Raw genomic sequence first — 19,503 nt, forward strand, 5'->3', positions numbered from 1 at the left:
GCATCCTCCACCGCAACGGCGTCGCAACGTCAAGACGACTGCGGCGGGCCGTCAGTCGGGATGCCGGATGGATGCCACGAGGCCGCGCAGATGGTCCTGCAAGATCTTTGCGTTCGGGCCCGGCGGCCCGCTGTTGTCGATCCTTAGCGCGCTTTCGCAGCGGGCCGGAATGTCGAGGCCGACTTGGCGGGCGAGCCGTCGTTCGATCTCGTCGGCGCTCTCCCGGCCGCGCGCGGCGATGCGTTCGACGAGGACGGCGCGAGGGGCGGTGATCTCGACCACTGCGATCCGCCCGAAGCGAGCGACGGCATCCGCGAGGGACCGACGGGAGAGGTTCGCCACCACGATCCGACCGGACCGGACGCGGTCCTCGATCGCAAGCGGCAGTCCGTAGGCGAGGCCATGGGCCCGCCAGGTCAGACAGAAGCCGCCGGCAGCCTCGACGTTTGCAAACGCGTCCGCGTCGAGGCTCTCATGATCCTCGGTCTCGCCGTCCTGTGGCCGGGTGATCGTGCGCCGGGCCAGTTCGATGCGGGGCTCGTCGGTCAGACCCTCGAACGCAAGACGGATCAACGTGTCCTTGCCGGCACCGCTCGGGCCGACCACGGCCACAAGGAGCCCTTGGGGCGTTCGATCGTCACGCAACGCGCCGTCCCTCGCGCCAGACGCTCCGCACCACAGGCGGCTTGGCGGCACCCGTTTGCGTGCGCACGCGCACGAGATCGGCGCGCAGGCCGACGGCGATCTCGCCACGGTCGTCGAGGCTGGCCACGCGCGCAGGTGTCCGCGTGACCATCGCGGTCGCCGCAGGCAGCCCGATCGATCCCGCCAGCACGAAGGTCGCCTGGATGAGGCTGAATGGCACGTAGTCAGACGACAGGACGTCGAGAACGCCGATCTCGACGAGATCCTTCGCCGACACGTTGCCCGAATGCGAGCCGCCACGTACGACGTTGGGCGCCCCCATCAACACCGACAGCCCGGACTCGCGCGACAGCCTTGCCGCCTCCAGCGTGGTCGGAAACTCGGCCAGCGCGATGCCGAGCTCGCGGCTTTCCTCGACATGCGCGGCCGTGGCGTCGTCGTGGCTGGCGAGCGTGATGCCGGCTTCCCGGCAGCGCCCGGCGATATGGCGCCGGTTGCCCGGCGAGTTCGCTTCCGACTCTGCCACGCGCCGCGCACAGAACGCGTCGAACACGGCATCCGTCATCCGCATCTTGCCCTGGTAGTAGGTACGGTAGGTTTGGATGTTGACGAACTGGCGCTGGCCGGGCGCGTGGTCCATCAGGGAGGCGAGGCGCACGCGCTCGTTACCGATCATGGTCTCGAAGGCCGGCACGACGTCGGGCGCCGAGACCTCGCATCGCAGATGGATGAAGTGCTCGGCGCGCAGCCGGCCGTCGTGCGTCGCCTCGAGGATCGCGTCGGCCATCGCCGACATATCGGATGAACCGAGCGCGGCATCCTCGTCCATGCCGACTCGAAGGGCGTCGAACACGGTGGTGATGCCGGAGGCCGAAACTTGGGCATCGTGGGCCTGCAGCGCAGCGTCGATGTTCCAGCGCACCTTTGGACGGGGGAGGTAGTGGCCTTCCAGATGATCGGTGTGAAGCTCGACGAGGCCGGGCAGAAGGTAGTCGCCCTCCATGTCCGTCCCAACATTAGACGTGCCGGTCGAGATGTCGGCGATCCGTCCGTCGCGAACGAGGATGCTGCCCTCGATCACCTCGTCGGCCAAAACGATGCGGGCGTTGTGGAAGACCTCTTCGGTCGCTGGACTACTCATGTCGGGCTCGTTGCGGTATCGGAAGACAGGGAGTGGAGGGCGTGGACGTGGAACGGCTCGCCGGGACGCGATTCGACGAACAGCGCGAGACCGTCGATCGCCAGCGGCCGCCCGAGCGCGGGCGCGAAGCGTTCCTGAAGTCGCGCCTCGACCGCTGCCGCATCCTCATCTGCGACGGGGCCGGTCAGGGTCATGTGGAAACGGAATTCGTCGAAGACATAAGGGTAGCCCCAGCGATCGAGGTGCCCGCGCTGCCGTACGGTGAGCCGGTCCGGCGCGCGGCGAGCCAGTTCGGCCACGTCGAGCGGCGCTCGAAAGCGCTCGAACTCTCGCACGGTCTCGTCGGCCAACGCGTGAAGGGCTGGCTCGCGCGCGCCGGGTACCAGCGCGAAAAAGCGTCCGATGCGTCGAAGCTCCAGTTGCGCGATCTCGGCCCGGCGGTGCCGACGGCAGAAGTCGGCGAGCGCCTCGTCGAGCTCATCCAGCGTCCGACCCTCGGCGAGCCGAAACGGCGGCTTCATCGTGGCGTGGAACCCGTAACGGGCGGGCTCCGCGACGAGCGGCGCGGGCTCGGGAGCGGGGCCGTCCGAGAAGGCATCGCGGCCGAGCCATGCGGCGGCAAGGTGGGTCAGAGGCGCGTCGCGCGGCGGCGTGAAGTAGATGGCTGCGCGCATCAGATGACGCGCTTTCGAAGGCTCTGCGAGATGATGTCCATGACCGTGACCGTTGCGACCACGATGATGAGGATGGCCGACGCCTGCGGATAATAGAAGCCGCGGATCGACTCGAACAGCACCTGTCCGATCCCGCCGGCCCCGATTACGCCGAGCACGGTGGCCGCGCGCACGTTGGACTCGAGACGGTAGAGCGAGAACGAGATCCACAGCGGAAGAACCTGCGGGATAACGCCGTAGACGATCTCCTGCAGACGCGAGGCGCCGGTGGTGCGGATCGCCTCGACGGGCCGTGGATCGATCGCCTCGACGGCTTCCGAGAAGAGCTTGGCGAGAATGCCGGTCGTATGGATGAAGAGCGCCATGACGCCGGCGAACGGCCCGAGGCCGACGGCCACGACGAAGAGCACCGCGAAGACGACTTCGTGGATCGCACGGAAGAGGTCCATCAGACGCCGCGCGGGCTGATGCACCCACCACGGCGAGACGTTGGCGGCCGAAAGGATGCCGAAGGGGATCGACAGGAGGACGGACAGTAACGTTCCCCAGACCGCGATCTGCACCGTCACGATCATTTCCGAGAGGTAGTAGCGCCAGTCCGCGAAGTTCGGCGACAGAAAGCCCTTCGCGTATTCGGCCATGTTGGCGGAATCGGTGAAGAGGTAGGTCCAGCGCCCCATGTCGGCCGGGCCCCAACTCCAGACGAGAAGGAGCGCCAATCCCAGCCAGACGGCAAGGCTGCCGAGCGAGCGCTTCGGCGCGCCATCCGTTGCCGTGGCGGCCGCGGCCTCTGCAGTGGGAACGTTCGTCATCTCGGTGTCTCCTCGACGGACGGTTCACCGCCGCGCATCCGGCGCGGCGGTGGACGTTTCAAATCCGGCTTCAGCCCTGCGGCGCCGCGGCGAGCTTCGCCTCGTAGCCGGTCTTCTTGTCCTCCAGCTCCTTCAGCTTGGCAGCCTTGGCATCGGCGGAGAGCGAGGCGTCGCTGCGGGTCGCGGCCATCGCCTTCGACACTTCCATCACGCGGACCGGCAGGAGCTGGTCGTCGCTCGAGGCGCGGAACGGCGACCAGGTCAGACCGGCGAGCGTCTTCAGCTCTTCGGCCTTATCGCCCTTGGTGCGGTCGGTGCCGTAGTTCAGCACGAACGTGCGAAGCTTTTCCTTGGTCTCGGCGGAGAGGTCCTTCGACCAGACGAGCGGGTCGGACGAGATCAGCGGCGACTTCCAGATGATCTTGACCTTCTGGAAGGCGGCCGGCTGGTTCTTCTCGATCAGCGCGAGGTTCTCGGTGTTGTTGGTCGCGGCGTCGAGCTGGCCGTTGGCCACGCCCATCGCGTTGGTCTCGTGATTGGCGTTGGTCACCGTCTTGAAGCAGGACTTCGGGTCGATGTTCCGGGCGCCGAACACGAAGGTCATCGGCACGAGGTAGCCCGAGGTCGAGTTCGGATCGCCGAGGCCGAAGTTCAGCGTCTTGTCGCACTTGAGGAGGTCGTCGACGCTGTTCAGCGGGGAATCCTTCGGCGCCAGGATCAGGCCGTAATAGCCCGGCTCGCCGCTGACCGGCACGGACTGGGCGAAGACTTCGCCCTTGGCGCGGTCTACCGCTTCCATCGCCGACTTGTTGCCGAACCAGCCCATCTGGACCTTGCCGAAGCGCATGCCCTCGATCACGCCGGCATAGTCGGTGGCGAAGAAGGGTTCGATCTCGAGACCGGTTTCCTTCTTCATGTCGTCGAGGAACGGCGGCCACTTCGTGCGCAGGTTCTGCTGCGACTCGGTCGAGATGATGCCGAAGTTGATGGTCTCGGCGATGGCCGAGCCAGCGAAAGTCGAGGCGAGCGCGAGCGCCGCCAGACCCTTGAGGATCGCGTTCATTGTCGTCTCCGATGGTTGGATGGGTTCAGGCGGCCTCGAAGGCTCCGAGCCGCTTGGTAACCGCCGGCTCGGGCCGGTGGTCGGGATGCGCTGCCGGGGCTTCCGGCAGGACGAGTTCTTCCGAGGCTGCGCCGTAGAGCTCGGACAGGAAGGCGTTGGTCAGCGCCGAGGACGGACCGTCGAAAACGATCTGGCCGTCCCGCATGGCGATCGTGCGCGGGAAATAGCGGCGCGCGTACTCGACCTGATGAAGCGACACGAGGACCGTGATGCCGTCGGTGCGGTTGATGTCGGACAGGATGTCCATCACCCGGCGGGCCGATGCCGGATCGAGCGAAGCGATCGGCTCGTCGGCGATCAGGATGCGCGACTTCTGGACCAGTGTCCGGGCGATCGCCGCACGCTGCTGCTGGCCGCCGGAAAGCGTCGAGGCGCGCTGGCGCCAGACCTTCTCGATGCCGACGCGGGCGAGGGCGCTTCTGGCTTCCGACTTCTCGCTCGCGCTGAAGACGCCGAACGTGCCGCGCCAGCGCGGGATGCGCCCGAGCTTGCCGACGAGAACGTTGGTGAGGACCGACAGGCGCGAGACGAGGTTGAACTGCTGGAAGAGGATCGACACGTCGTGACGCATCGTGCGCGCGCCCGGCAGTCGGCGCCCACCCGCCTGTGTCGGCACGTTGAAGATCGAGACCCGGCTGTCCCCGCCGTCACCGAACTCCAGCCCGGCGATATGGCGGATCAGCGTCGACTTCCCGGACCCGGAGGCGCCGATCAGACAGACCATTTCCCCCGAACCGATGGAGAGGTCGATGCCCGAGAGGGCTTGCGTCGTTCCGAAGCGTTTCGACAGGCGAGACACGGAGATCGCGGTCATGGCGGTCGTCCTTCCGGTTTTCGCGGACAGTGTCAGGAAGCGATGCGGTTCGCGTGACGCGCGGATGAAGGTTCCGTGACGCCTTCGTAGCGGTCGAGAAAGGCGCTGGCATCGAGGGTGCGGAAGTCTTCGAGCGCCGCATGCAGCGTGTCGTGCGGCCAGTCCCACCAGCCGAGCGCGTCCATCCGCTCGCCGACGCCGGGGCCGAACCGGTCTCGGATCGGACGGGACGGCACGCCGCCGACGATCGTGTACGGCGCGACGTCACGCGTCACTACGGCGCCGGAGCCCACCACTGCGCCGTTGCCGATCGTGATGCCCGGCAGCACGGTCACGCCATGGCCGATCCAGACGTCGTGACCGATATTCACGGTGTTCTCGCGCCGGGCCTCGAAGAAGTCCGCCTCGTCCTCGGCGCCTTCGAAATAGTCGCCGGCGCGGTAGGTGAAGTGGTGCAGCGTGGCGCGCCAGACCGGGTGGTTCGTCGCATTGATGCGCACCGAAGCGGCGATGTTGACGAACTTGCCGATGCGAGCGGCGAAGATCCGGCAGTCCTGCATGACGTAGGAATAGTCGCCGAGGACCGTCTCGGTCAGGACGGACCGCGCCTCGACCTCGGTGTATCGGCCGAAGGAGGTGGTCTCGATCTCGGCCGTCGGATGGATCCACGGCGTCCGCTCGCTGAGCTTCGGCATCAGGCGGCCCTCCGGGCGGAAAAAGCTGAGACGTCGAGGATGCGCGTGGCGACGGCCGCGCGGACGGGCTCGTCGTGGAAGATGCCGAGGATGGCGACACCGGAAGCGAGCTTCTCGCGGATCATCGACACAACGACGTCGCGGTTGGCGGCGTCGAGCGAAGCCGTCGGTTCGTCGAGAAGCAGGATCGGATGATCCGTCAGGAAACCGCGCGCGATGTTGACGCGCTGCTTCTCGCCGCCGGAGAAGGTGGCAGGCGGCAGGTCGAAGAGGGCATCCGGCAGGTTCAGGCGGCGCAGCATGGCGGCCGCCTGCCGGCTCGCATCCTCGCGCGGCACGCCGAGCCGGACCAGCGGGTCGGCCACCACCTCGAGCGCCGAGGCTCGGGGCACGGCGCGCAGGAACTGGCTGACATAGCCGATCGAGCGCTCGCGAAGGCGAAGCACCGTGCGCGGGTCCCCGGCACCGAGGTCGCGCATCTCGCCGTCGGCGGCGTCGCGCACCAGGATCGATCCGCGATCCACCGCGTAATTGCCGTAGATCATGCGCAGGATCGAACTCTTGCCGACGCCCGAGGGCCCGCCCAAAACCACGCATTCACCGGGGTGAAGCTCGAAGCGGACGTTCTCGACGACGGGCAGCGTCAGCCCGCCGCGCAGGTGCATGGTGAAGGACTTGGCGACGCCCTCGACGGACAGGAACGGAGCGGACACGGTCACGACTCCGGGATCGAGGCGACGAGAAGCTGGGTGTAGGGGTGGTGCGGATCGTCCAGCACCCGGTCGGTCAGGCCTTCCTCGACCACGCGACCTTCCTTCATCACGATCATCCGCTGCGACAGGAGCCGCGCCACGGCGAGATCGTGGGTCACGATGATGACAGAGAGGCCGAGGTCGGCGACGAGGCCGCGCAGGAGGTCGAGCACCCGCGCCTGCACCGACACGTCCAGCCCGCCGGTCGGCTCGTCCATGAAGACGAGACGCGGATGCGTGACGAGGTTGCGGGCGATCTGGAGCCGCTGGCGCATGCCGCCGGAGAACTCGGTCGGCCGGTCGTCGATGCGGCTTCCGGCGATCTCGACCCGACCGAGCCAATCCTGCGCCGTTTCGCGCAGGGTTCCGTAGTGGCGCTGGCCGACGGCCATCAGCCGCTCGCCGACATTGGCTCCGGCGGAGACCCGCATCCGCAGCCCGTCGGCCGGGTTCTGGTGTACGAAGCCCCAGTCGGTCCGCATCAGGAGCCGCCGTTCGGCTTCGGTGAGGGTCGCGAGGTCGCGGGTCACACCGTCCCGCATGGCATAGGAGACGCTGCCGGCGGTCGGCTCGAGGCGCGCGGAGATGCACGACAGGAGAGTGGTCTTGCCGGAGCCGGACTCGCCGACGATGGCGAGCACTTCGCCGGGCCAGAGATCGAACGAGACGCCGATGCAGCCGACGCGCGATCCGTAGCGCTTTTCAAGGTCGCGGACCTGGAGGAGAGGTGTTTCCATGGTCATTCCGCGGCCTCCCCGAGCGCGAGACCGGTTTCGCCGGCTTCGCGCTGCGTCTCGCAGTGATCGGTGTCAGAGCAGACGAACATGCGTCCGCCCCGGTCGTCGGTGAGGACCTCATCGAGATAGACGCCGGTCGAGCCGCACAGGGCGCACGGCGTGCGGAAACTCTGGACGCGGAACGGATGGTCCTCGAAGCCGAGGCTGACGACTTCGGTGTAGGGAGGCAGCGCGTAGATGCGCTTCTCGCGGCCCGCCCCGAAGAGCTGGAGTGCCGGCGAGCGGTTCATCTTCGGATTGTCGAACTTCGGGATCGGCGAGGGGTCCATGACGTAGCGACCCTCGATCTTCACCGGATAGGCGTAGGTGGTCGCAATATGGCCGTGCCGCGCGATGTCCTCGTAGAGCTTGACGTGCATCAGCCCGTATTCCTCGAGCGCGTGCATCGTCCGTGTTTCGGTCTCGCGCGGTTCGAGGAAGCGCAGGGGCTCGGGGATCGGCACCTGATAGACGAGGATCTGTCCGGCCCGGAGCGGCACCTCGGGGATGCGGTGGCGGGTCTGGATGATCGTGGCTTGCGCCGTCTTCGTCGTCGTGGCGACGCGCGCGACGGACTGGAAGAATGCCCGGATCGACACCGCGTTGGTCGTATCGTCGGCGCCCTGGTCGATGACCTTCAGAACGTCGTCCGGACCGATCACCGCTGCGGTGACCTGCACGCCGCCCGTCCCCCAGCCGTAGGGCATCGGCATCTCGCGACTGGCGAAAGGAACCTGATAGCCGGGGATCGCGATCCCCTTGAGGAGCGCGCGCCGGATCATGCGCTTGGTCGCCTCGTCGAGATAGGCGAAGTTGATTTCGGGAAGCTCGGTGCTCATTCGGCTGCCTCCTGACGGGCGTCGCGCTCGGCGTTGAGCTGACGCACGAGGTCGAGTTCGGCCAGGAAATCGACGTAGTGGGGCAGCTTGAGGTGCTCGACGAAGCCGGTCGCGGCGACGTTGTCGCAGTGCTCGAGCACGAACTCCTCGTCCTGCGCCGGGCTGCGCCGCTCCTCGCCGTACTCGTCCGCGCGCAGCGCGCGGTCGACGAGGCTCATCGCCATCGCCTTTCGCTCCGACTGCCCGAACACGAGGCCGTAGCCGCGCGAGAAGCGGGCAGGCTCGTCGGGACCACCGGTGAACTGTGCCACCATCTGACATTCCGTGACGCGAACGCGCCCGATGGTGATGGCGAAGCCGAGTTCGGGGAGCTCGACCTCGACTTCCACCAGCCCGATTCGGATTTCGCCGACGAAGGGATGGGTGCGCCCGTAGCCGCGCTGCGTCGAATACCCGAGCGCCAGGAGGAAACCCTCGTCGCCGCGCGCCAGCGCCTGCAGCCGCAGGTCGCGTCCGGCCGGAAAATCGAGCGGATCGCGCGTGATGTCGCCGGGCTCGCCGCCGGGTTCGCCATCGTCCTCCATCAGGCCTTCCGCGCCGAGGAGATCGGTCACGCGGGGCGCGACGGCGGTCGGTGCGGCGCGGCGCTCCGGCTCCGCGACGTCTTCGTCGCGCGCCATCGCCGGGTCGAGCAGACGGTGGGTGTAGTCGAAGGTCGGACCGAGAAGCTGGCCGCCGGGAAGGTCCTTGTAGGTCGCCGAAATGCGTCGCTCCAGCCGCATCGCGCCGGTGTCGAGCGGCTCGGCGGCGCGGAAGCGGGAAAGAGTTGTCCGGAACGCCCGCAGGAGGAAGATCGCCTCGATGAGGTCGCCCCAGGATTGGCGGATGGCTAGCGCCGCGAGGTCGGGATCGTAGAGCGAGCCTTCCGCCATTACGCGGTCGACACCGAGCGCAAGCTGCGACGCGATCTGCTCGATCGTCAGGGCCGGCACGCTCCGGTCTCCGCGGCGACGGTCGGCGAGCAGCCGGTGCGCCTTCTGGATGGCGGCTTCACCGCCTTTGACGGCTACGTACATCTCAAGCCTCCTCGACGCAGGTCGTGCGCGGGAGCACGAGGCAGTGCGCGCCGGCAGCCAGAACGAGGTCGTGCCCCCGGGGGAACAGTGCGCGATTGGCCGCGCGGGCGGCGATGAAGCCGGCGGGCAGGCCGAGTGGGGCGATGCGGCGCGTCGTCTCGATGCCGGGGCCGGACAAAGTCAGTGACGCTCCGCCTTCTAGCGCCTCGACCGACAGGATCAGGGTCGCGGAGCGGTCGGGATAGACGTCGGTGCCGAGCGGATAGCGCTCCCACCGCTTGGGATCCGACATTGGCGACAGAACCGCGAACGCGGCATCGGCCGGATCGGCCAGCACGGCCGCGCCGGTCTGGAAGGCGATCCACGCCAAAGTTTCGGCAGCGTCGTCGGTTTCGAGGAAGACGGGCGCGTCCGCGTCGGCGAGCGTCGCCAGAAGCGTCGCGATCGCGGGCGTCAGGGGGCTCGGCGCGGAAACGAAGCCGCCGAGGTCGATCGTCGTGCCGGGCTCCGCGAAGGCGCCCATGATCCGTCGGAACGCAGCCTGCGATCCGAGGACCGGATCGTTGAAGCCGCCGGAGACGGCGGTGGTGGAAAGCGCAGCGGACATGACGATCAATCCTCGCCTCGGGCGACGGTGAAGAAATCGACGCGGGTGGCTTCCGTCTCCTCGGCGCGGCGCTCCAGCGCCTCGGCATCGGCGGCGAGCGCCGGCGTCACGAACTCGGTCTCGATCCGGTCGCGCCAGGCATCGGTCTGCCAGAGGGCGTCGAGGTGAGCGGCAATGCGGGCAGTCTCGGTATCACGCCCGAGGATCATCGCGTGCCCAACCTCGCCGGTCGCAAGCCGCACCGTGGCGCGGCAGACGCTGGCCTCTCCAAGATTGAATGCCGCACCACCGCCGCCGGCGCGTCCGCGCAGCATGACGAGGCCGACCTCCGGCCCGCGAACGGGCAGGGCCGGCGGCACCTCCTTCGCGAAACCAGCAAAGCGATCCTTCAGGAAGCCTCGCGGTGCGAGCGCCAGCGCGTTTATGGCGCGCTTGCGGGCATCCTCAGTTCGCATGTTCGAGGGGGTGGCGGTTTGAGGCATCAAGTACGACCCGCTTCCGATTGTCTATTTGTCTAGACTACCGATCTGGACGGGGAAGGTATAGCGCCTCGATGGTGACACCTCTATGACGGCGGCGCGCGGTCAAACGGAGCCCGACGGAATGAACGATGCGGACGAGGGGGTGACGCGCTGGCGACGCGTGGCGGACCGCATTCGCGCCAGCATCGCCGACGGTTCGGTCTCCGATCAGCTTCCACCCGAAACGGAACTTGCCGAGCGGTATGCGGTCAACCGGCACACCGTTCGTCGGGCCATCCAGTCGCTCGCGGCCGAAGGGCTTCTTCGGTCGGAGCGGGGGCGTGGCACCTTCGTCAACGCACCTGCTCCGCGTCTTGCCTACCCGGTCGGCCTGCGAACCCGCTTCTCCGAGAACGTCACGGCGCAGGGTCAGCGGCCTGCCGGGCGTCTGATCCGATCCGAAACGGTGCGCGCGGATCAGGCGCTGGCCGCCTTGCTGAACTGCCCGCTCGGCGCGGCGCTCGCCCGGCTCGACACGCTGTCCGTCGCCAGCGGCCTGCCGCTCTCGGTCTCGACCGGCTATTTCCCGGCCGATCGCTTTCCCAACATCGTGCGCGACTATGCCGAGACCGGATCGATCACCGAGGCTCTCAGGCGGCACGGATTGCCGGACTACCGTCGGCTTGAGACCCGAATCACGGCCGAGCGCGTGCATCCGGTGGATGCCGAGCATCTTGACCTGCCCCCCGACAGCATCGTCCTCGTCTCCAGCGCAGTCGACGTCGATGCCGAGGATCGCCCGGTGCAGGCGATGCGCTCGCGCTTTCCTGCCGACCGGATGGAACTCGTGTTCCGTCTCTGATCGTCAGCAGATTGCCGGATCTCGGCGTCGCTTGCGCGTTGCTCGTAGGCCGTCGCGCGCGAGCATGGACAGGGTTTCGGCCCCTCGCTAAAAGGCTGGCGCTGCGGCGTTCCTGCGCCGCGATCCTATCCAAGCCTTGAAGGTTTCCCATGAGCGGCGTGAACGAGATCCGGTCGACGTTCCTCCAGTACTTCGCGAAGAACGGGCACGAACCGGTCGCGTCCTCGCCGCTGGTCCCTCGCAACGATCCGACCCTGATGTTCACGAACGCCGGCATGGTGCAGTTCAAGAACGTCTTCACGGGCCTCGAGAAGCGCTCGTACACGCGCGCCACGACCGCGCAGAAGGTCGTGCGGGCCGGCGGCAAGCACAACGATCTCGACAACGTCGGCTACACCGCCCGGCACCACACCTTCTTCGAGATGCTCGGCAACTTCTCGTTCGGCGACTACTTCAAGGAAGAGGCGATCAGCCTCGCCTGGAGCCTCGTGACCAAGGAGTTCGCGCTCGACAAGTCGCGCCTTCTCGTCACCGTCTACTCGGAGGACGACGAGGCGGCGAAGCTGTGGAAGTCGATCGCCGGCTTCTCCGACGACCGCATCATCCGCATCCCGACCTCCGACAACTTCTGGACCATGGGCGAAACCGGGCCGTGCGGCCCGTGCTCGGAAATCTTCTACGACCAGGGCGAGAGCGTCTGGGGTGGCCCGCCGGGCTCGGCGGAGGAGGACGGCGACCGCTTCCTCGAGTTCTGGAACCTCGTCTTCATGCAGTTCGAGCAGGTCTCGCCCGGCGAGCGCCTGAACCTGCCGCGGCCGTCGATCGACACTGGCATGGGCCTCGAGCGCATGGCCGCGATCCTCCAGGGCGTCACCTCGAACTACGAGACCGATCTCTTCCGCCGCCTGATCGCGGCCGTCGAGGAGGCCATCGGGTCGCGCGCCGAAGGCGATGCGCTCGCCTCGCATCGTGTCATCGCCGATCATCTGCGCGCGACAGCCTTCCTGATCGCCGACGGCGTGCTGCCGTCGAACGAAGGTCGCGGCTATGTCCTGCGCCGGATCATGCGCCGCGCCATGCGCCACGCGAAGCTGCTCGGCGCGCGCGAGCCGGTGATCTACAAGGTCCTGCCGACGCTGGTGGCTGAGATGGGTCGCGCCTATCCGGAACTCACCCGCGCCGAAGCGCTCATTTCCGAGACGCTGAAGCTCGAGGAGAAGCGTTTCCTCGTCACCCTCGACCGCGGCCTGTCGCTGCTGAACGACGCGTCGGTGTCGCTGGGCCAGGGCGACATGCTCGACGGTGAGACAGCCTTCAAGCTTTACGACACCTACGGCTTCCCGCTCGACCTCACGCAGGACGCTCTGCGCGCTCGCGGCGTCGGCGTCGATCTCGACGCCTTTAACTCCGCCATGCAGCGCCAGAAGGCCGAGGCGCGGGCCAGCTGGGCAGGCTCCGGCGAAGCCGCGGCGGAAACGATCTGGTTCTCGATCCGCGAGCGCGAGGGCGCCACCGAGTTCCTTGGCTACGACACCGAGACCGCCGAAGCCCAGGTCCGCGCGATCGTGCAAGGCGGCAAGGAAGTCGAGAGCGCTGCGGCAGGCGAGGAGGTTGCGGTCGTCCTCAATCAGACGCCGTTCTACGCCGAGTCCGGTGGTCAGGTCGGCGACACCGGCTTTATGAAGGGCGAGGGCGTTCGCTTCGCGGTGACCGACACCCAGAAGGTGGCCGACGGCCTCTTCATCCATCGCGGCAAGGTCGTCGAGGGCACGCTGAAGGTCGGTGCACCGCTGGAGCTCGTCGTCGATCACGAGCGCCGCACCCGTATCCGTGCCAATCATTCGGCGACTCATCTGCTGCACGAAGGCCTGCGCGAAGTGCTCGGCACGCACGTCGCACAGAAGGGCTCGATGGTCTCGCCCGACCGCCTGCGATTCGACTTCTCGCATCCCAAGCCCGTCGAAGCGGACGAACTCGCTCGTATCGAGGCGCTCGCCAACGACGTGATCCGTGAGAACACGCCGGTCGAGACACGGCTGATGGCGGTCGACGACGCGATCGCGCTGGGCGCGATGGCGCTGTTCGGCGAGAAGTACGGCGACGAGGTCCGCGTCGTGTCCATGGGTGGGGCCAAGGACGGCAGCACGAAGGCGGCCTACTCGATCGAGCTTTGCGGCGGCACCCATGCACGGGCGACTGGCGACATTGGCCTTGTCCATGTCGTCTCCGAGAGCGCGGTGGGCGCCGGCGTGCGCCGCGTCGAAGCGCTGACTGGCGCGGCGGCGCGAGATTACTTCCTGGAGCAGGATGCGCGCGTCCGCCGGATCGCCGCCTCGCTGAAGGTCGGCCCAGCCGAGATCGCAGATCGCATCGACTTGCTGGTCGAGGAGCGTCGGCGCCTGGAGCGCGAACTGACCGAGGCGAAGAAGAAGCTGGCGCTGGCCGGCGACGGTTCGTCGTCGTCGTCCGCCCCGAAGGACATCGGCGGCATCTTGTTCATTGGACGCGTGCTGGACGGTGTCGCCGCAAAGGACCTGAAGGGGATGGTGGACGATGCGAAGGCCGCCCTCGGCTCCGGCGTCGTCGCCTTCGTGGGCGTCACGGACGGCAAGGCGAGCGTCGTCGTCGGTATCACGGCCGATCTCATCGAGCGCGTCAGCGCAGTCGATCTGGTCCGTGCCGCTTCGGAGGCGATCGGAGGCAAGGGCGGCGGCGGCCGTCCTGACATGGCGCAGGCCGGAGGTCCGGATGCGGACAAGGCCGACGAGGCGATCGCGGCCATTGAAGCCAGGCTTGCAGCCTGACCGGCGACCCGCCGGCCAACATCTCGAACAAAAAGGGCGCCTCTCGGCGCCCTTTTCATTTTCGTCAGCCGTTGTAGCTCGGGAACGAAGCGATCTCGGCGGCCGAGGTCGTCAGCGTCAGACGGTTGCCGTCCGGCGAGAAGCGGTCGATCGGGATTACCTTGGAGCCGGTGAAGCCGGTGGTCGTGCCCTTGAAGTCGACCACAAGGGCAACAGGGGTGTTGGCATCCGTGCCCAGAACCGCCTCGACTTCGCCAAGCTCGACGCCGTCACCGCTCTTCAGCACCTTGGCGCCTTCGACAGCGTCGACCGACTTGTTCCAGGGCATGAGCATGACGTTCTCATTCACTTCCACGGCGGCCTGCTGGGCCTGAACGGCGGCGCCGGAGAGAAGGAGAACGCTGGTGGCGCCGAAAATCATGCGATGCATCTGATGCACTCCTTGATGATGGATGCACGCCTAACGACAGCATTTCAAATGCGGTTCCGCGATTTTATCGCGTTCGATGGGAGCGGAGTTTGCGCTTTCGAGTTTTTGTCACAGTTTGGTCACGACGTCGGCGCGGGCGCGCGAAAGCGATGTCCTCATCCTCAGGGAGGTTGGGAAGGTCCACCGTCAATCCTCTGCCAGACCGCCCGATTTTTGCCGGAGGTTCGCCCCGTTTTCGAAGGTCGATTTTTCGCTAAGCGGGGCAGTCTGATGGTCTTCTGGATTGCCGACAGAAACCGATCTTCAAGAGATTCGTCTAAGCGAGGCCGTAGACCGCTCGCTGGCGCATGAAAAAAGCCGGCGCGTTAGACGCGCCGGCTCCATTCAGAAAGTCATTCGGCCGCTCAGGCCATCGCCTTGCGCAGGTTCTCGTCGATCTTGTCGAGGAAGCCGGTGGTCGAAAGCCACGGCTGATCCGGACCGATGAGAAGAGCGAGATCCTTGGTCATGTGGCCGGCCTCGACCGTGTCGATGCAGACCTTCTCCAGCGTGTCGGCGAAGCGCTTCAACTCGGCGTTGTCGTCGAGCTTGGCGCGATGCGCGAGGCCGCGCGTCCAAGCGAAGATCGAAGCGATCGAATTGGTCGATGTCTCCTGACCCTTCTGGTGCTGGCGGTAGTGGCGCGTCACGGTGCCGTGCGCGGCCTCCGCCTCGACCGTCTTGCCGTCCGGCGTCATCAGCACCGAGGTCATCAGGCCGAGCGAGCCGAAGCCCTGCGCCACGATGTCGGACTGGACGTCTCCGTCGTAGTTCTTGCACGCCCAGACGTAGCCGCCCGACCACTTCAGCGCGGAGGCGACCATGTCGTCGATGAGGCGGTGCTCGTAGGTCAGCTTGCGGCTGTCGAACTCGGCCTTGAACTCGGCGTCGAAGACCTCCTGGAAGATGTCCTTGAAGCGGCCGTCATAGGCCTTGAGGATCGTGTTCTTGGTCGACAGGTACACGGGGTAGCCGCGCAGCAGGCCGTAGTTGAACGAAGCGCGGGCGAACTCGCGGATCGAATCGTCGAGGTTGTACATCGCCATCGCGACGCCGGCGGAGGGCGCCTGATAGACCTCGTGCTCGATCGTCTGGCCGTCCTCACCGACGAACTTGATCGACAGCGTGCCCTTGCCTGGGAACTTGAAGTCGGTCGCGCGGTACTGGTCGCCGAACGCGTGGCGGCCGACGATGATCGGCTGCGTCCAGCCCGGCACGAGGCGCGGCACGTTCTTCATGATGATCGGCTCGCGGAAGATCACGCCGCCGAGGATGTTGCGGATCGTGCCGTTGGGCGACTTCCACATCTTCTTCAGCTTGAACTCCTCGACGCGCTGCTCGTCGGGGGTGATCGTGGCGCACTTCACGCCGACGCCGTGCTTCTTGATCGCGTTGGCGGAGTCGATCGTCACCTGATCGCCGGTCGCGTCGCGGTTCTCGACCGACAGGTCGTAGTACTCGAGATCGATGTCGAGGTAGGGGTGGATCAGCTTGTCCTTGATGTACTGCCAGATGATCCGGGTCATCTCGTCGCCGTCGAGCTCCACGACCGGATTCTGGACCTTGATCTTCGCCATCGCTGTCTTCCCCTTGCGACGCGCCCGGCCGGAGGGGACGGGCGCTTTCGAACGATGGGGGCTGGTGCGCCCCCGGCACGGTGCTCGGGCCTATAGCATCGCCCCCCTGCCGCGCAAAGCCGCGCCGGCCTTTGCGCCGCCCGCTTCGTTCGGATAATCGTGCCGGCCAACACGGATCAGCGAGGACGGGCGCACTTGGCCGGCACCAACAGAAGCGACGAGAACCGGACCGGCGGACCGGCGATCATCCTCGTCGAACCCCAGCTCGGCGAGAACATCGGCATGGTGGCGCGCGCGATGGCCAATTTCGGCCTGGACGATCTGCGCCTCGTCAACCCGCGCGACGGTTGGCCGAACGAGAAAGCGAGGGCGAGCGCCTCGCGCGCCGACCACGTGATCGACGCGGTGCAGCTGTTCGATACCGTCGAGGCCGCCGCGGCCGACCTCACCTACCTCCTCGCCACCACCGCCCGTCCGCGCTACTCGATCAAGCCGGTTCGCGGGCCGGAGGAAGCTGGCGGCGAACTGCGCGCGCGGATCACGGCCGGGCAGGGCGCGGGCATCCTCTTCGGGCGCGAGCGCTTCGGTCTCTCCAACGAGGAGGTCGATCTTGCCGACGAGATCGTGACCTTCCCGGTCAACCCGGCCTTCGCCTCGCTGAATATCGCGCAGGCTGTGCTTCTGATGAGCTACGAGTGGATGAAGTCCGGTCTCGGCGAGGGTGCCGCGCCGCGCTTCCAGGCGCCCAATGTCGTGCCCGCCGCCAAGGAAGACCTCTACCGCCTCTTCGACCATCTGGAGGGCGCGCTCGACACGACAAACTTCTTCTTCCCGCCGGAGAAGCGGGAATCGATGGTCCACAATCTGCGGATCATGCTGACGCGGGCCGGCTTCTCGGATGCCGAGGTGCGGATGCTCCGCGGCGTGCTGCGCGCTTTCGAATACCGAATCGAAAAAGGACCGCAGTGAGCGACAAGCCCGTTCTCCTCTTCGATTCCGGCATCGGTGGATTGACGGTGCTGCGCGAGGCGCGCGTCCTGATGCCGGAACGCCGCTTCATCTACGTCGCCGACGACGCGGCCTTTCCCTACGGCGACTGGGAAGAGGAGGCCCTGCGGTCCCGTATCGTCGGCCTGTTCGGCGATCTCCTCGCCGAGCACGACCCGGCGCTTTGCATGATCCCCTGCAACACGGCCTCGACGCTGGTGCTCGGCAATCTGCGGGCGGCCTTCCCGCACATGCAGTTCGTCGGCACCGTGCCGGCGATCAAGCCGGCGGCCGAACGCACGCAGTCCGGGCTCGTCTCGGTCCTTGCGACGCCCGGTACCGTGAAGCGCCAGTACACGCGCGATCTCATCACGCAATGGGCCACGAAGTGCGAGGTCAATCTCGTCGGCAGCGTACGGCTTGCCGCGCTGGCGGAAACCTACATGCGCCACGGCTTCGTCGAGGAGGAGGCTGTCGCGGCCGAGATCGCGCCGTGCTTCGTGGAGCGCGCTGGTCGGCGCACTGACATCGTGGTGCTCGCCTGCACGCATTATCCGTTCCTCGCCAACCGCATGCGCAAGACGGCGCCATGGCCGGTGGACTGGCTCGATCCGGCCGAGGCGATCGCACGTCGTGCCCTGTCGCTTCTTCCCGCGCCGTCGGGCAACGTTCCGACCGATCCCGACCGGGCCATCTTTACCCAAGGCCAGCCGGACGCGTCGACGCGCTCGCTGATCCGGGGCTTCGGGCTCGCGGCCTGAGCGTATCAGCTGCGGCGAAGCGTGATGTCGGAGGTCCGGCGGGGTGTCCCGTCGACATCGTCGGTGACCACCAGCGAGAACGTGCCGCCGCCGGTGTTTCGGATGGTCATCGTCGCGGTCCGGTCGCCGTGAACGGTCACCGGATAGGTCAGGGTGAACGTCAGCGTGTCGCCTTGCAGGCGACCGTTGGTCAGGCGGGAGATGCCCTTCGTCGATCCCGTGTAGGATCCAGCGAAGCGTCCGCTGGCCGGATCGAAGCGGATTTCGGCGCCGATCTCGCGACGCACGATAACGGCGGCCCGGCAGGTCCCAGCGATCCGCAGCCGGTTTTCCGAGACCTGCGATCCCTCCACCCGGCAGGTGACGCGACGCGGCGAGGTATCTTGCTCCCGCTGGACGCTTCCGGTTCCTCGGAACGATCCGTCGAACCGTTCGAGAAAACCCGGATCGGCGGCAGCAGCCGTCGGAAAGGCCAAAGTGGCGATGGCGAGGAGGTGAGCGATCCGCATCGAGTATCTCCGTCTAGCGCGCGTGAATGTGATCTTCGTATCGAACGCGGGAGGCTCGCGAACGGAACGGTTGCAGCGCATCATCGTTCGTTAGGCGGACGCGAAACCAACGGACCGATCCATGGACCTCATCAAGATCATCTTCGCCATCCTGCTGCCGCCGCTCGGCGTCTTCATGGAGGTCGGCCTCGGCAAGCACTTCTGGATCAACATCATCCTGACCCTTCTCGGCTACATTCCGGGTATCGTGCACGCGATCTGGGTGATCGCCCGCAAGTGACCGTCACGGCTTGACTTATCTCCGCCCGGCCAATAGGGACTGCGCATCGGCGGATCGAAAGGTCCGCCGGTTTCATTTTTACGTGTCCCGTGGACTCACCGTGCGCTTCGTTCGGTAGTCCTGTCGGTCCCGCCCTAAAAGGCAGGACAAAGGAGGGCGCGTTTCCTGGCGTTGCGGATGGTCCGTGCGCCTCATCCTTTGGGAAATGCGATGTCAAAGCGCGAGTCTTCCAAGTACAAAATCGATCGCCGCATGGGCGAGAACATCTGGGGACGTCCGAAGTCCCCGGTGAACCGCCGCCAGTACGGCCCAGGCCAGCACGGCCAGCGCCGCAAGGGCAAGATGTCCGACTTCGGCACGCAGCTCCGTGCGAAGCAGAAGCTCAAGGGCTACTACGGCGACATCTCCGAGAAGCAGTTCCGCAAGACCTACGAGGAAGCCGCCCGTCGTCGTGGCGACACCTCGGAGAACCTGGTCGGCCTGCTCGAGTCGCGTCTCGATGCGATCGTCTACCGGGCGAAGTTCGTGCCGACGATCTGGGCTGCCCGCCAGTTCGTCAACCACGGCCATGTCAACGTCAACGGCGTGCGTACCAACATCGGTTCGTACCGCTGCAAGGCTGGCGACGTGATCGAGGTTCGCCAGAAGTCGAAGCAGCTGACCGTCCTCATCGAGGCGACCCAGCTCGCCGAGCGCGACGTGCCGGACTACATCGAGGCGGATCACTCCAAGATGGTCGCGACCTTCCAGCGCGTTCCGGGCCTCGGCGATGTGCCGTACCCGGTCGTGATGGAGCCGAACCTGGTCGTTGAGTTCTACTCGCGCTGATCGGTTCGCCG

At 66.8% G+C, this 19,503-nt stretch carries 22 protein-coding genes; 6 read left to right on the top strand and 16 right to left on the bottom strand.

Annotated elements, in window-relative coordinates:
• Positions 1 to 51: 51 nt before the first annotated feature.
• The 13 genes from phnN to phnG all read right to left on the bottom strand — a co-directional run bounded on the left by phnN (position 52) and on the right by phnG (position 10,436).
• Positions 52 to 645, bottom strand: coding sequence for a phosphonate metabolism protein/1,5-bisphosphokinase (PRPP-forming) PhnN (phnN, locus tag ACLNGM_RS14510; RefSeq protein ID WP_416355461.1), 594 nt, complete (start codon positions 643 to 645; stop codon positions 52 to 54).
• Positions 638 to 1,786 (bottom strand): alpha-D-ribose 1-methylphosphonate 5-triphosphate diphosphatase, encoded by a 1,149-nt coding sequence (locus ACLNGM_RS14515; protein WP_416355462.1) that lies wholly within the window; start codon positions 1,784 to 1,786, stop codon positions 638 to 640. Before ACLNGM_RS14515 ends, phnN begins: the two co-directional genes overlap by 8 nt.
• Positions 1,783 to 2,460, bottom strand: coding sequence for a DUF1045 domain-containing protein (locus ACLNGM_RS14520; RefSeq protein WP_416355463.1), 678 nt, complete (start codon positions 2,458 to 2,460; stop codon positions 1,783 to 1,785). The genes ACLNGM_RS14515 and ACLNGM_RS14520 overlap by 4 nt, the downstream gene beginning before the upstream one ends.
• Positions 2,460 to 3,272: a phosphonate ABC transporter, permease protein PhnE gene (phnE, locus tag ACLNGM_RS14525; protein ID WP_416355464.1), complete on the bottom strand. Its 813-nt coding sequence runs from the start codon at positions 3,270 to 3,272 to the stop codon at positions 2,460 to 2,462. Before phnE ends, ACLNGM_RS14520 begins: the two co-directional genes overlap by 1 nt.
• A gap of 70 nt (positions 3,273 to 3,342) precedes the next feature.
• Complete coding sequence (phnD, locus tag ACLNGM_RS14530; RefSeq protein WP_416355465.1) at positions 3,343 to 4,335, bottom strand: phosphonate ABC transporter substrate-binding protein; 993 nt, start codon at positions 4,333 to 4,335, stop codon at positions 3,343 to 3,345.
• A gap of 25 nt (positions 4,336 to 4,360) precedes the next feature.
• Positions 4,361 to 5,209 (bottom strand): phosphonate ABC transporter ATP-binding protein, encoded by an 849-nt coding sequence (gene phnC, locus ACLNGM_RS14535; RefSeq protein WP_416355466.1) that lies wholly within the window; start codon positions 5,207 to 5,209, stop codon positions 4,361 to 4,363.
• A gap of 32 nt (positions 5,210 to 5,241) precedes the next feature.
• A complete protein-coding gene (locus ACLNGM_RS14540; RefSeq protein ID WP_416355467.1) occupies positions 5,242 to 5,904 on the bottom strand; it encodes an acetyltransferase in 663 nt (220 codons plus the stop codon).
• Positions 5,904 to 6,569: a phosphonate C-P lyase system protein PhnL gene (gene phnL / locus ACLNGM_RS14545; protein ID WP_416358456.1), complete on the bottom strand. Its 666-nt coding sequence runs from the start codon at positions 6,567 to 6,569 to the stop codon at positions 5,904 to 5,906. Before phnL ends, ACLNGM_RS14540 begins: the two co-directional genes overlap by 1 nt.
• A gap of 50 nt (positions 6,570 to 6,619) precedes the next feature.
• Complete coding sequence (phnK, locus tag ACLNGM_RS14550) at positions 6,620 to 7,399, bottom strand: phosphonate C-P lyase system protein PhnK (protein WP_416355468.1); 780 nt, start codon at positions 7,397 to 7,399, stop codon at positions 6,620 to 6,622.
• Complete coding sequence (locus tag ACLNGM_RS14555; RefSeq protein WP_416355469.1) at positions 7,396 to 8,271, bottom strand: alpha-D-ribose 1-methylphosphonate 5-phosphate C-P-lyase PhnJ; 876 nt, start codon at positions 8,269 to 8,271, stop codon at positions 7,396 to 7,398. Before ACLNGM_RS14555 ends, phnK begins: the two co-directional genes overlap by 4 nt.
• A complete protein-coding gene (locus tag ACLNGM_RS14560) occupies positions 8,268 to 9,347 on the bottom strand; it encodes a carbon-phosphorus lyase complex subunit PhnI (protein ID WP_416355470.1) in 1,080 nt (359 codons plus the stop codon). Before ACLNGM_RS14560 ends, ACLNGM_RS14555 begins: the two co-directional genes overlap by 4 nt.
• Before the next feature lies 1 nt (position 9,348).
• Complete coding sequence (gene phnH / locus ACLNGM_RS14565) at positions 9,349 to 9,954, bottom strand: phosphonate C-P lyase system protein PhnH (RefSeq protein ID WP_416355471.1); 606 nt, start codon at positions 9,952 to 9,954, stop codon at positions 9,349 to 9,351.
• Between the two features lie 5 nt (positions 9,955 to 9,959).
• The gene (gene phnG / locus ACLNGM_RS14570) at positions 9,960 to 10,436 is read right to left on the bottom strand and encodes a phosphonate C-P lyase system protein PhnG (protein WP_416355472.1); all 477 of its coding nucleotides are present in this window, start codon (positions 10,434 to 10,436) and stop codon (positions 9,960 to 9,962) included.
• Between the two features lie 121 nt (positions 10,437 to 10,557).
• On the opposite strand from phnG, the gene phnF reads away from it, so the two are divergent.
• Positions 10,558 to 11,277 carry a phosphonate metabolism transcriptional regulator PhnF gene (gene phnF, locus ACLNGM_RS14575; RefSeq protein ID WP_416355473.1) on the top strand — a complete coding sequence of 240 codons (720 nt, stop codon included), beginning with the start codon at positions 10,558 to 10,560 and terminating at the stop codon, positions 11,275 to 11,277.
• A 149-nt stretch (positions 11,278 to 11,426) separates the two neighbouring features.
• Positions 11,427 to 14,081 carry an alanine--tRNA ligase gene (alaS, locus tag ACLNGM_RS14580; protein WP_416355474.1) on the top strand — a complete coding sequence of 885 codons (2,655 nt, stop codon included), beginning with the start codon at positions 11,427 to 11,429 and terminating at the stop codon, positions 14,079 to 14,081.
• Positions 14,082 to 14,145: 64 nt separating this feature from the next.
• Here alaS and ACLNGM_RS14585 read toward each other — a convergent pair whose 3' ends face one another.
• Entirely contained in the window at positions 14,146 to 14,511 is a 366-nt protein-coding gene (locus ACLNGM_RS14585) for a hypothetical protein (RefSeq protein ID WP_416355475.1), read from the bottom strand.
• Positions 14,512 to 14,915: 404 nt separating this feature from the next.
• On the bottom strand, positions 14,916 to 16,127 hold the full coding sequence (locus ACLNGM_RS14590; RefSeq protein ID WP_416355476.1) for an NADP-dependent isocitrate dehydrogenase: 1,212 nt from the start codon (positions 16,125 to 16,127) through the stop codon (positions 14,916 to 14,918).
• Between the two features lie 195 nt (positions 16,128 to 16,322).
• On the opposite strand from ACLNGM_RS14590, the gene ACLNGM_RS14595 reads away from it, so the two are divergent.
• The gene (locus tag ACLNGM_RS14595; RefSeq protein WP_416355477.1) at positions 16,323 to 17,096 is read left to right on the top strand and encodes an RNA methyltransferase; all 774 of its coding nucleotides are present in this window, start codon (positions 16,323 to 16,325) and stop codon (positions 17,094 to 17,096) included.
• The gene (gene murI, locus ACLNGM_RS14600; RefSeq protein WP_416355478.1) at positions 17,093 to 17,875 is read left to right on the top strand and encodes a glutamate racemase; all 783 of its coding nucleotides are present in this window, start codon (positions 17,093 to 17,095) and stop codon (positions 17,873 to 17,875) included. The genes ACLNGM_RS14595 and murI overlap by 4 nt, the downstream gene beginning before the upstream one ends.
• Before the next feature lie 5 nt (positions 17,876 to 17,880).
• Here the strand turns inward: murI and ACLNGM_RS14605 are convergent, their stop codons facing one another.
• Positions 17,881 to 18,384 carry a hypothetical protein gene (locus ACLNGM_RS14605; RefSeq protein WP_416355479.1) on the bottom strand — a complete coding sequence of 168 codons (504 nt, stop codon included), beginning with the start codon at positions 18,382 to 18,384 and terminating at the stop codon, positions 17,881 to 17,883.
• 121 nt (positions 18,385 to 18,505) lie between these two features.
• On the opposite strand from ACLNGM_RS14605, the gene ACLNGM_RS14610 reads away from it, so the two are divergent.
• Positions 18,506 to 18,664: a YqaE/Pmp3 family membrane protein gene (locus ACLNGM_RS14610; RefSeq protein ID WP_082505117.1), complete on the top strand. Its 159-nt coding sequence runs from the start codon at positions 18,506 to 18,508 to the stop codon at positions 18,662 to 18,664.
• 210 nt (positions 18,665 to 18,874) lie between these two features.
• Positions 18,875 to 19,492: a 30S ribosomal protein S4 gene (gene rpsD / locus ACLNGM_RS14615; RefSeq protein WP_090959598.1), complete on the top strand. Its 618-nt coding sequence runs from the start codon at positions 18,875 to 18,877 to the stop codon at positions 19,490 to 19,492.
• The last annotated feature ends 11 nt before the right edge of the window (positions 19,493 to 19,503 follow it).

The organism is Aureimonas phyllosphaerae (assembly GCF_047943035.1).
In the GTDB taxonomy this organism is placed as follows: Bacteria; Pseudomonadota; Alphaproteobacteria; order Rhizobiales; family Rhizobiaceae; genus Aureimonas; species Aureimonas phyllosphaerae.

Coding starts and splice junctions, on each gene's coding strand:
- ACLNGM_RS14515 (WP_416355462.1), bottom strand. CDS start 1,786: ATGAGTAGTCCAGCGACCGAAGAGGTCTTCCACAACGCCCGCATCGTT.
- ACLNGM_RS14520 (WP_416355463.1), bottom strand. CDS start 2,460: ATGCGCGCAGCCATCTACTTCACGCCGCCGCGCGACGCGCCTCTGACC.
- phnE (WP_416355464.1), bottom strand. CDS start 3,272: ATGACGAACGTTCCCACTGCAGAGGCCGCGGCCGCCACGGCAACGGAT.
- phnD (WP_416355465.1), bottom strand. CDS start 4,335: ATGAACGCGATCCTCAAGGGTCTGGCGGCGCTCGCGCTCGCCTCGACT.
- phnC (WP_416355466.1), bottom strand. CDS start 5,209: ATGACCGCGATCTCCGTGTCTCGCCTGTCGAAACGCTTCGGAACGACG.
- ACLNGM_RS14540 (WP_416355467.1), bottom strand. CDS start 5,904: ATGCCGAAGCTCAGCGAGCGGACGCCGTGGATCCATCCGACGGCCGAG.
- phnL (WP_416358456.1), bottom strand. CDS start 6,569: ATGCACCTGCGCGGCGGGCTGACGCTGCCCGTCGTCGAGAACGTCCGC.
- phnK (WP_416355468.1), bottom strand. CDS start 7,399: ATGACCATGGAAACACCTCTCCTCCAGGTCCGCGACCTTGAAAAGCGC.
- ACLNGM_RS14555 (WP_416355469.1), bottom strand. CDS start 8,271: ATGAGCACCGAGCTTCCCGAAATCAACTTCGCCTATCTCGACGAGGCG.
- ACLNGM_RS14560 (WP_416355470.1), bottom strand. CDS start 9,347: ATGTACGTAGCCGTCAAAGGCGGTGAAGCCGCCATCCAGAAGGCGCAC.
- phnH (WP_416355471.1), bottom strand. CDS start 9,954: ATGTCCGCTGCGCTTTCCACCACCGCCGTCTCCGGCGGCTTCAACGAT.
- phnG (WP_416355472.1), bottom strand. CDS start 10,436: ATGCCTCAAACCGCCACCCCCTCGAACATGCGAACTGAGGATGCCCGC.
- phnF (WP_416355473.1), top strand. CDS start 10,558: ATGAACGATGCGGACGAGGGGGTGACGCGCTGGCGACGCGTGGCGGAC.
- alaS (WP_416355474.1), top strand. CDS start 11,427: ATGAGCGGCGTGAACGAGATCCGGTCGACGTTCCTCCAGTACTTCGCG.
- ACLNGM_RS14585 (WP_416355475.1), bottom strand. CDS start 14,511: ATGCATCGCATGATTTTCGGCGCCACCAGCGTTCTCCTTCTCTCCGGC.
- ACLNGM_RS14590 (WP_416355476.1), bottom strand. CDS start 16,127: ATGGCGAAGATCAAGGTCCAGAATCCGGTCGTGGAGCTCGACGGCGAC.
- ACLNGM_RS14605 (WP_416355479.1), bottom strand. CDS start 18,384: ATGCGGATCGCTCACCTCCTCGCCATCGCCACTTTGGCCTTTCCGACG.
- ACLNGM_RS14610 (WP_082505117.1), top strand. CDS start 18,506: ATGGACCTCATCAAGATCATCTTCGCCATCCTGCTGCCGCCGCTCGGC.
- rpsD (WP_090959598.1), top strand. CDS start 18,875: ATGTCAAAGCGCGAGTCTTCCAAGTACAAAATCGATCGCCGCATGGGC.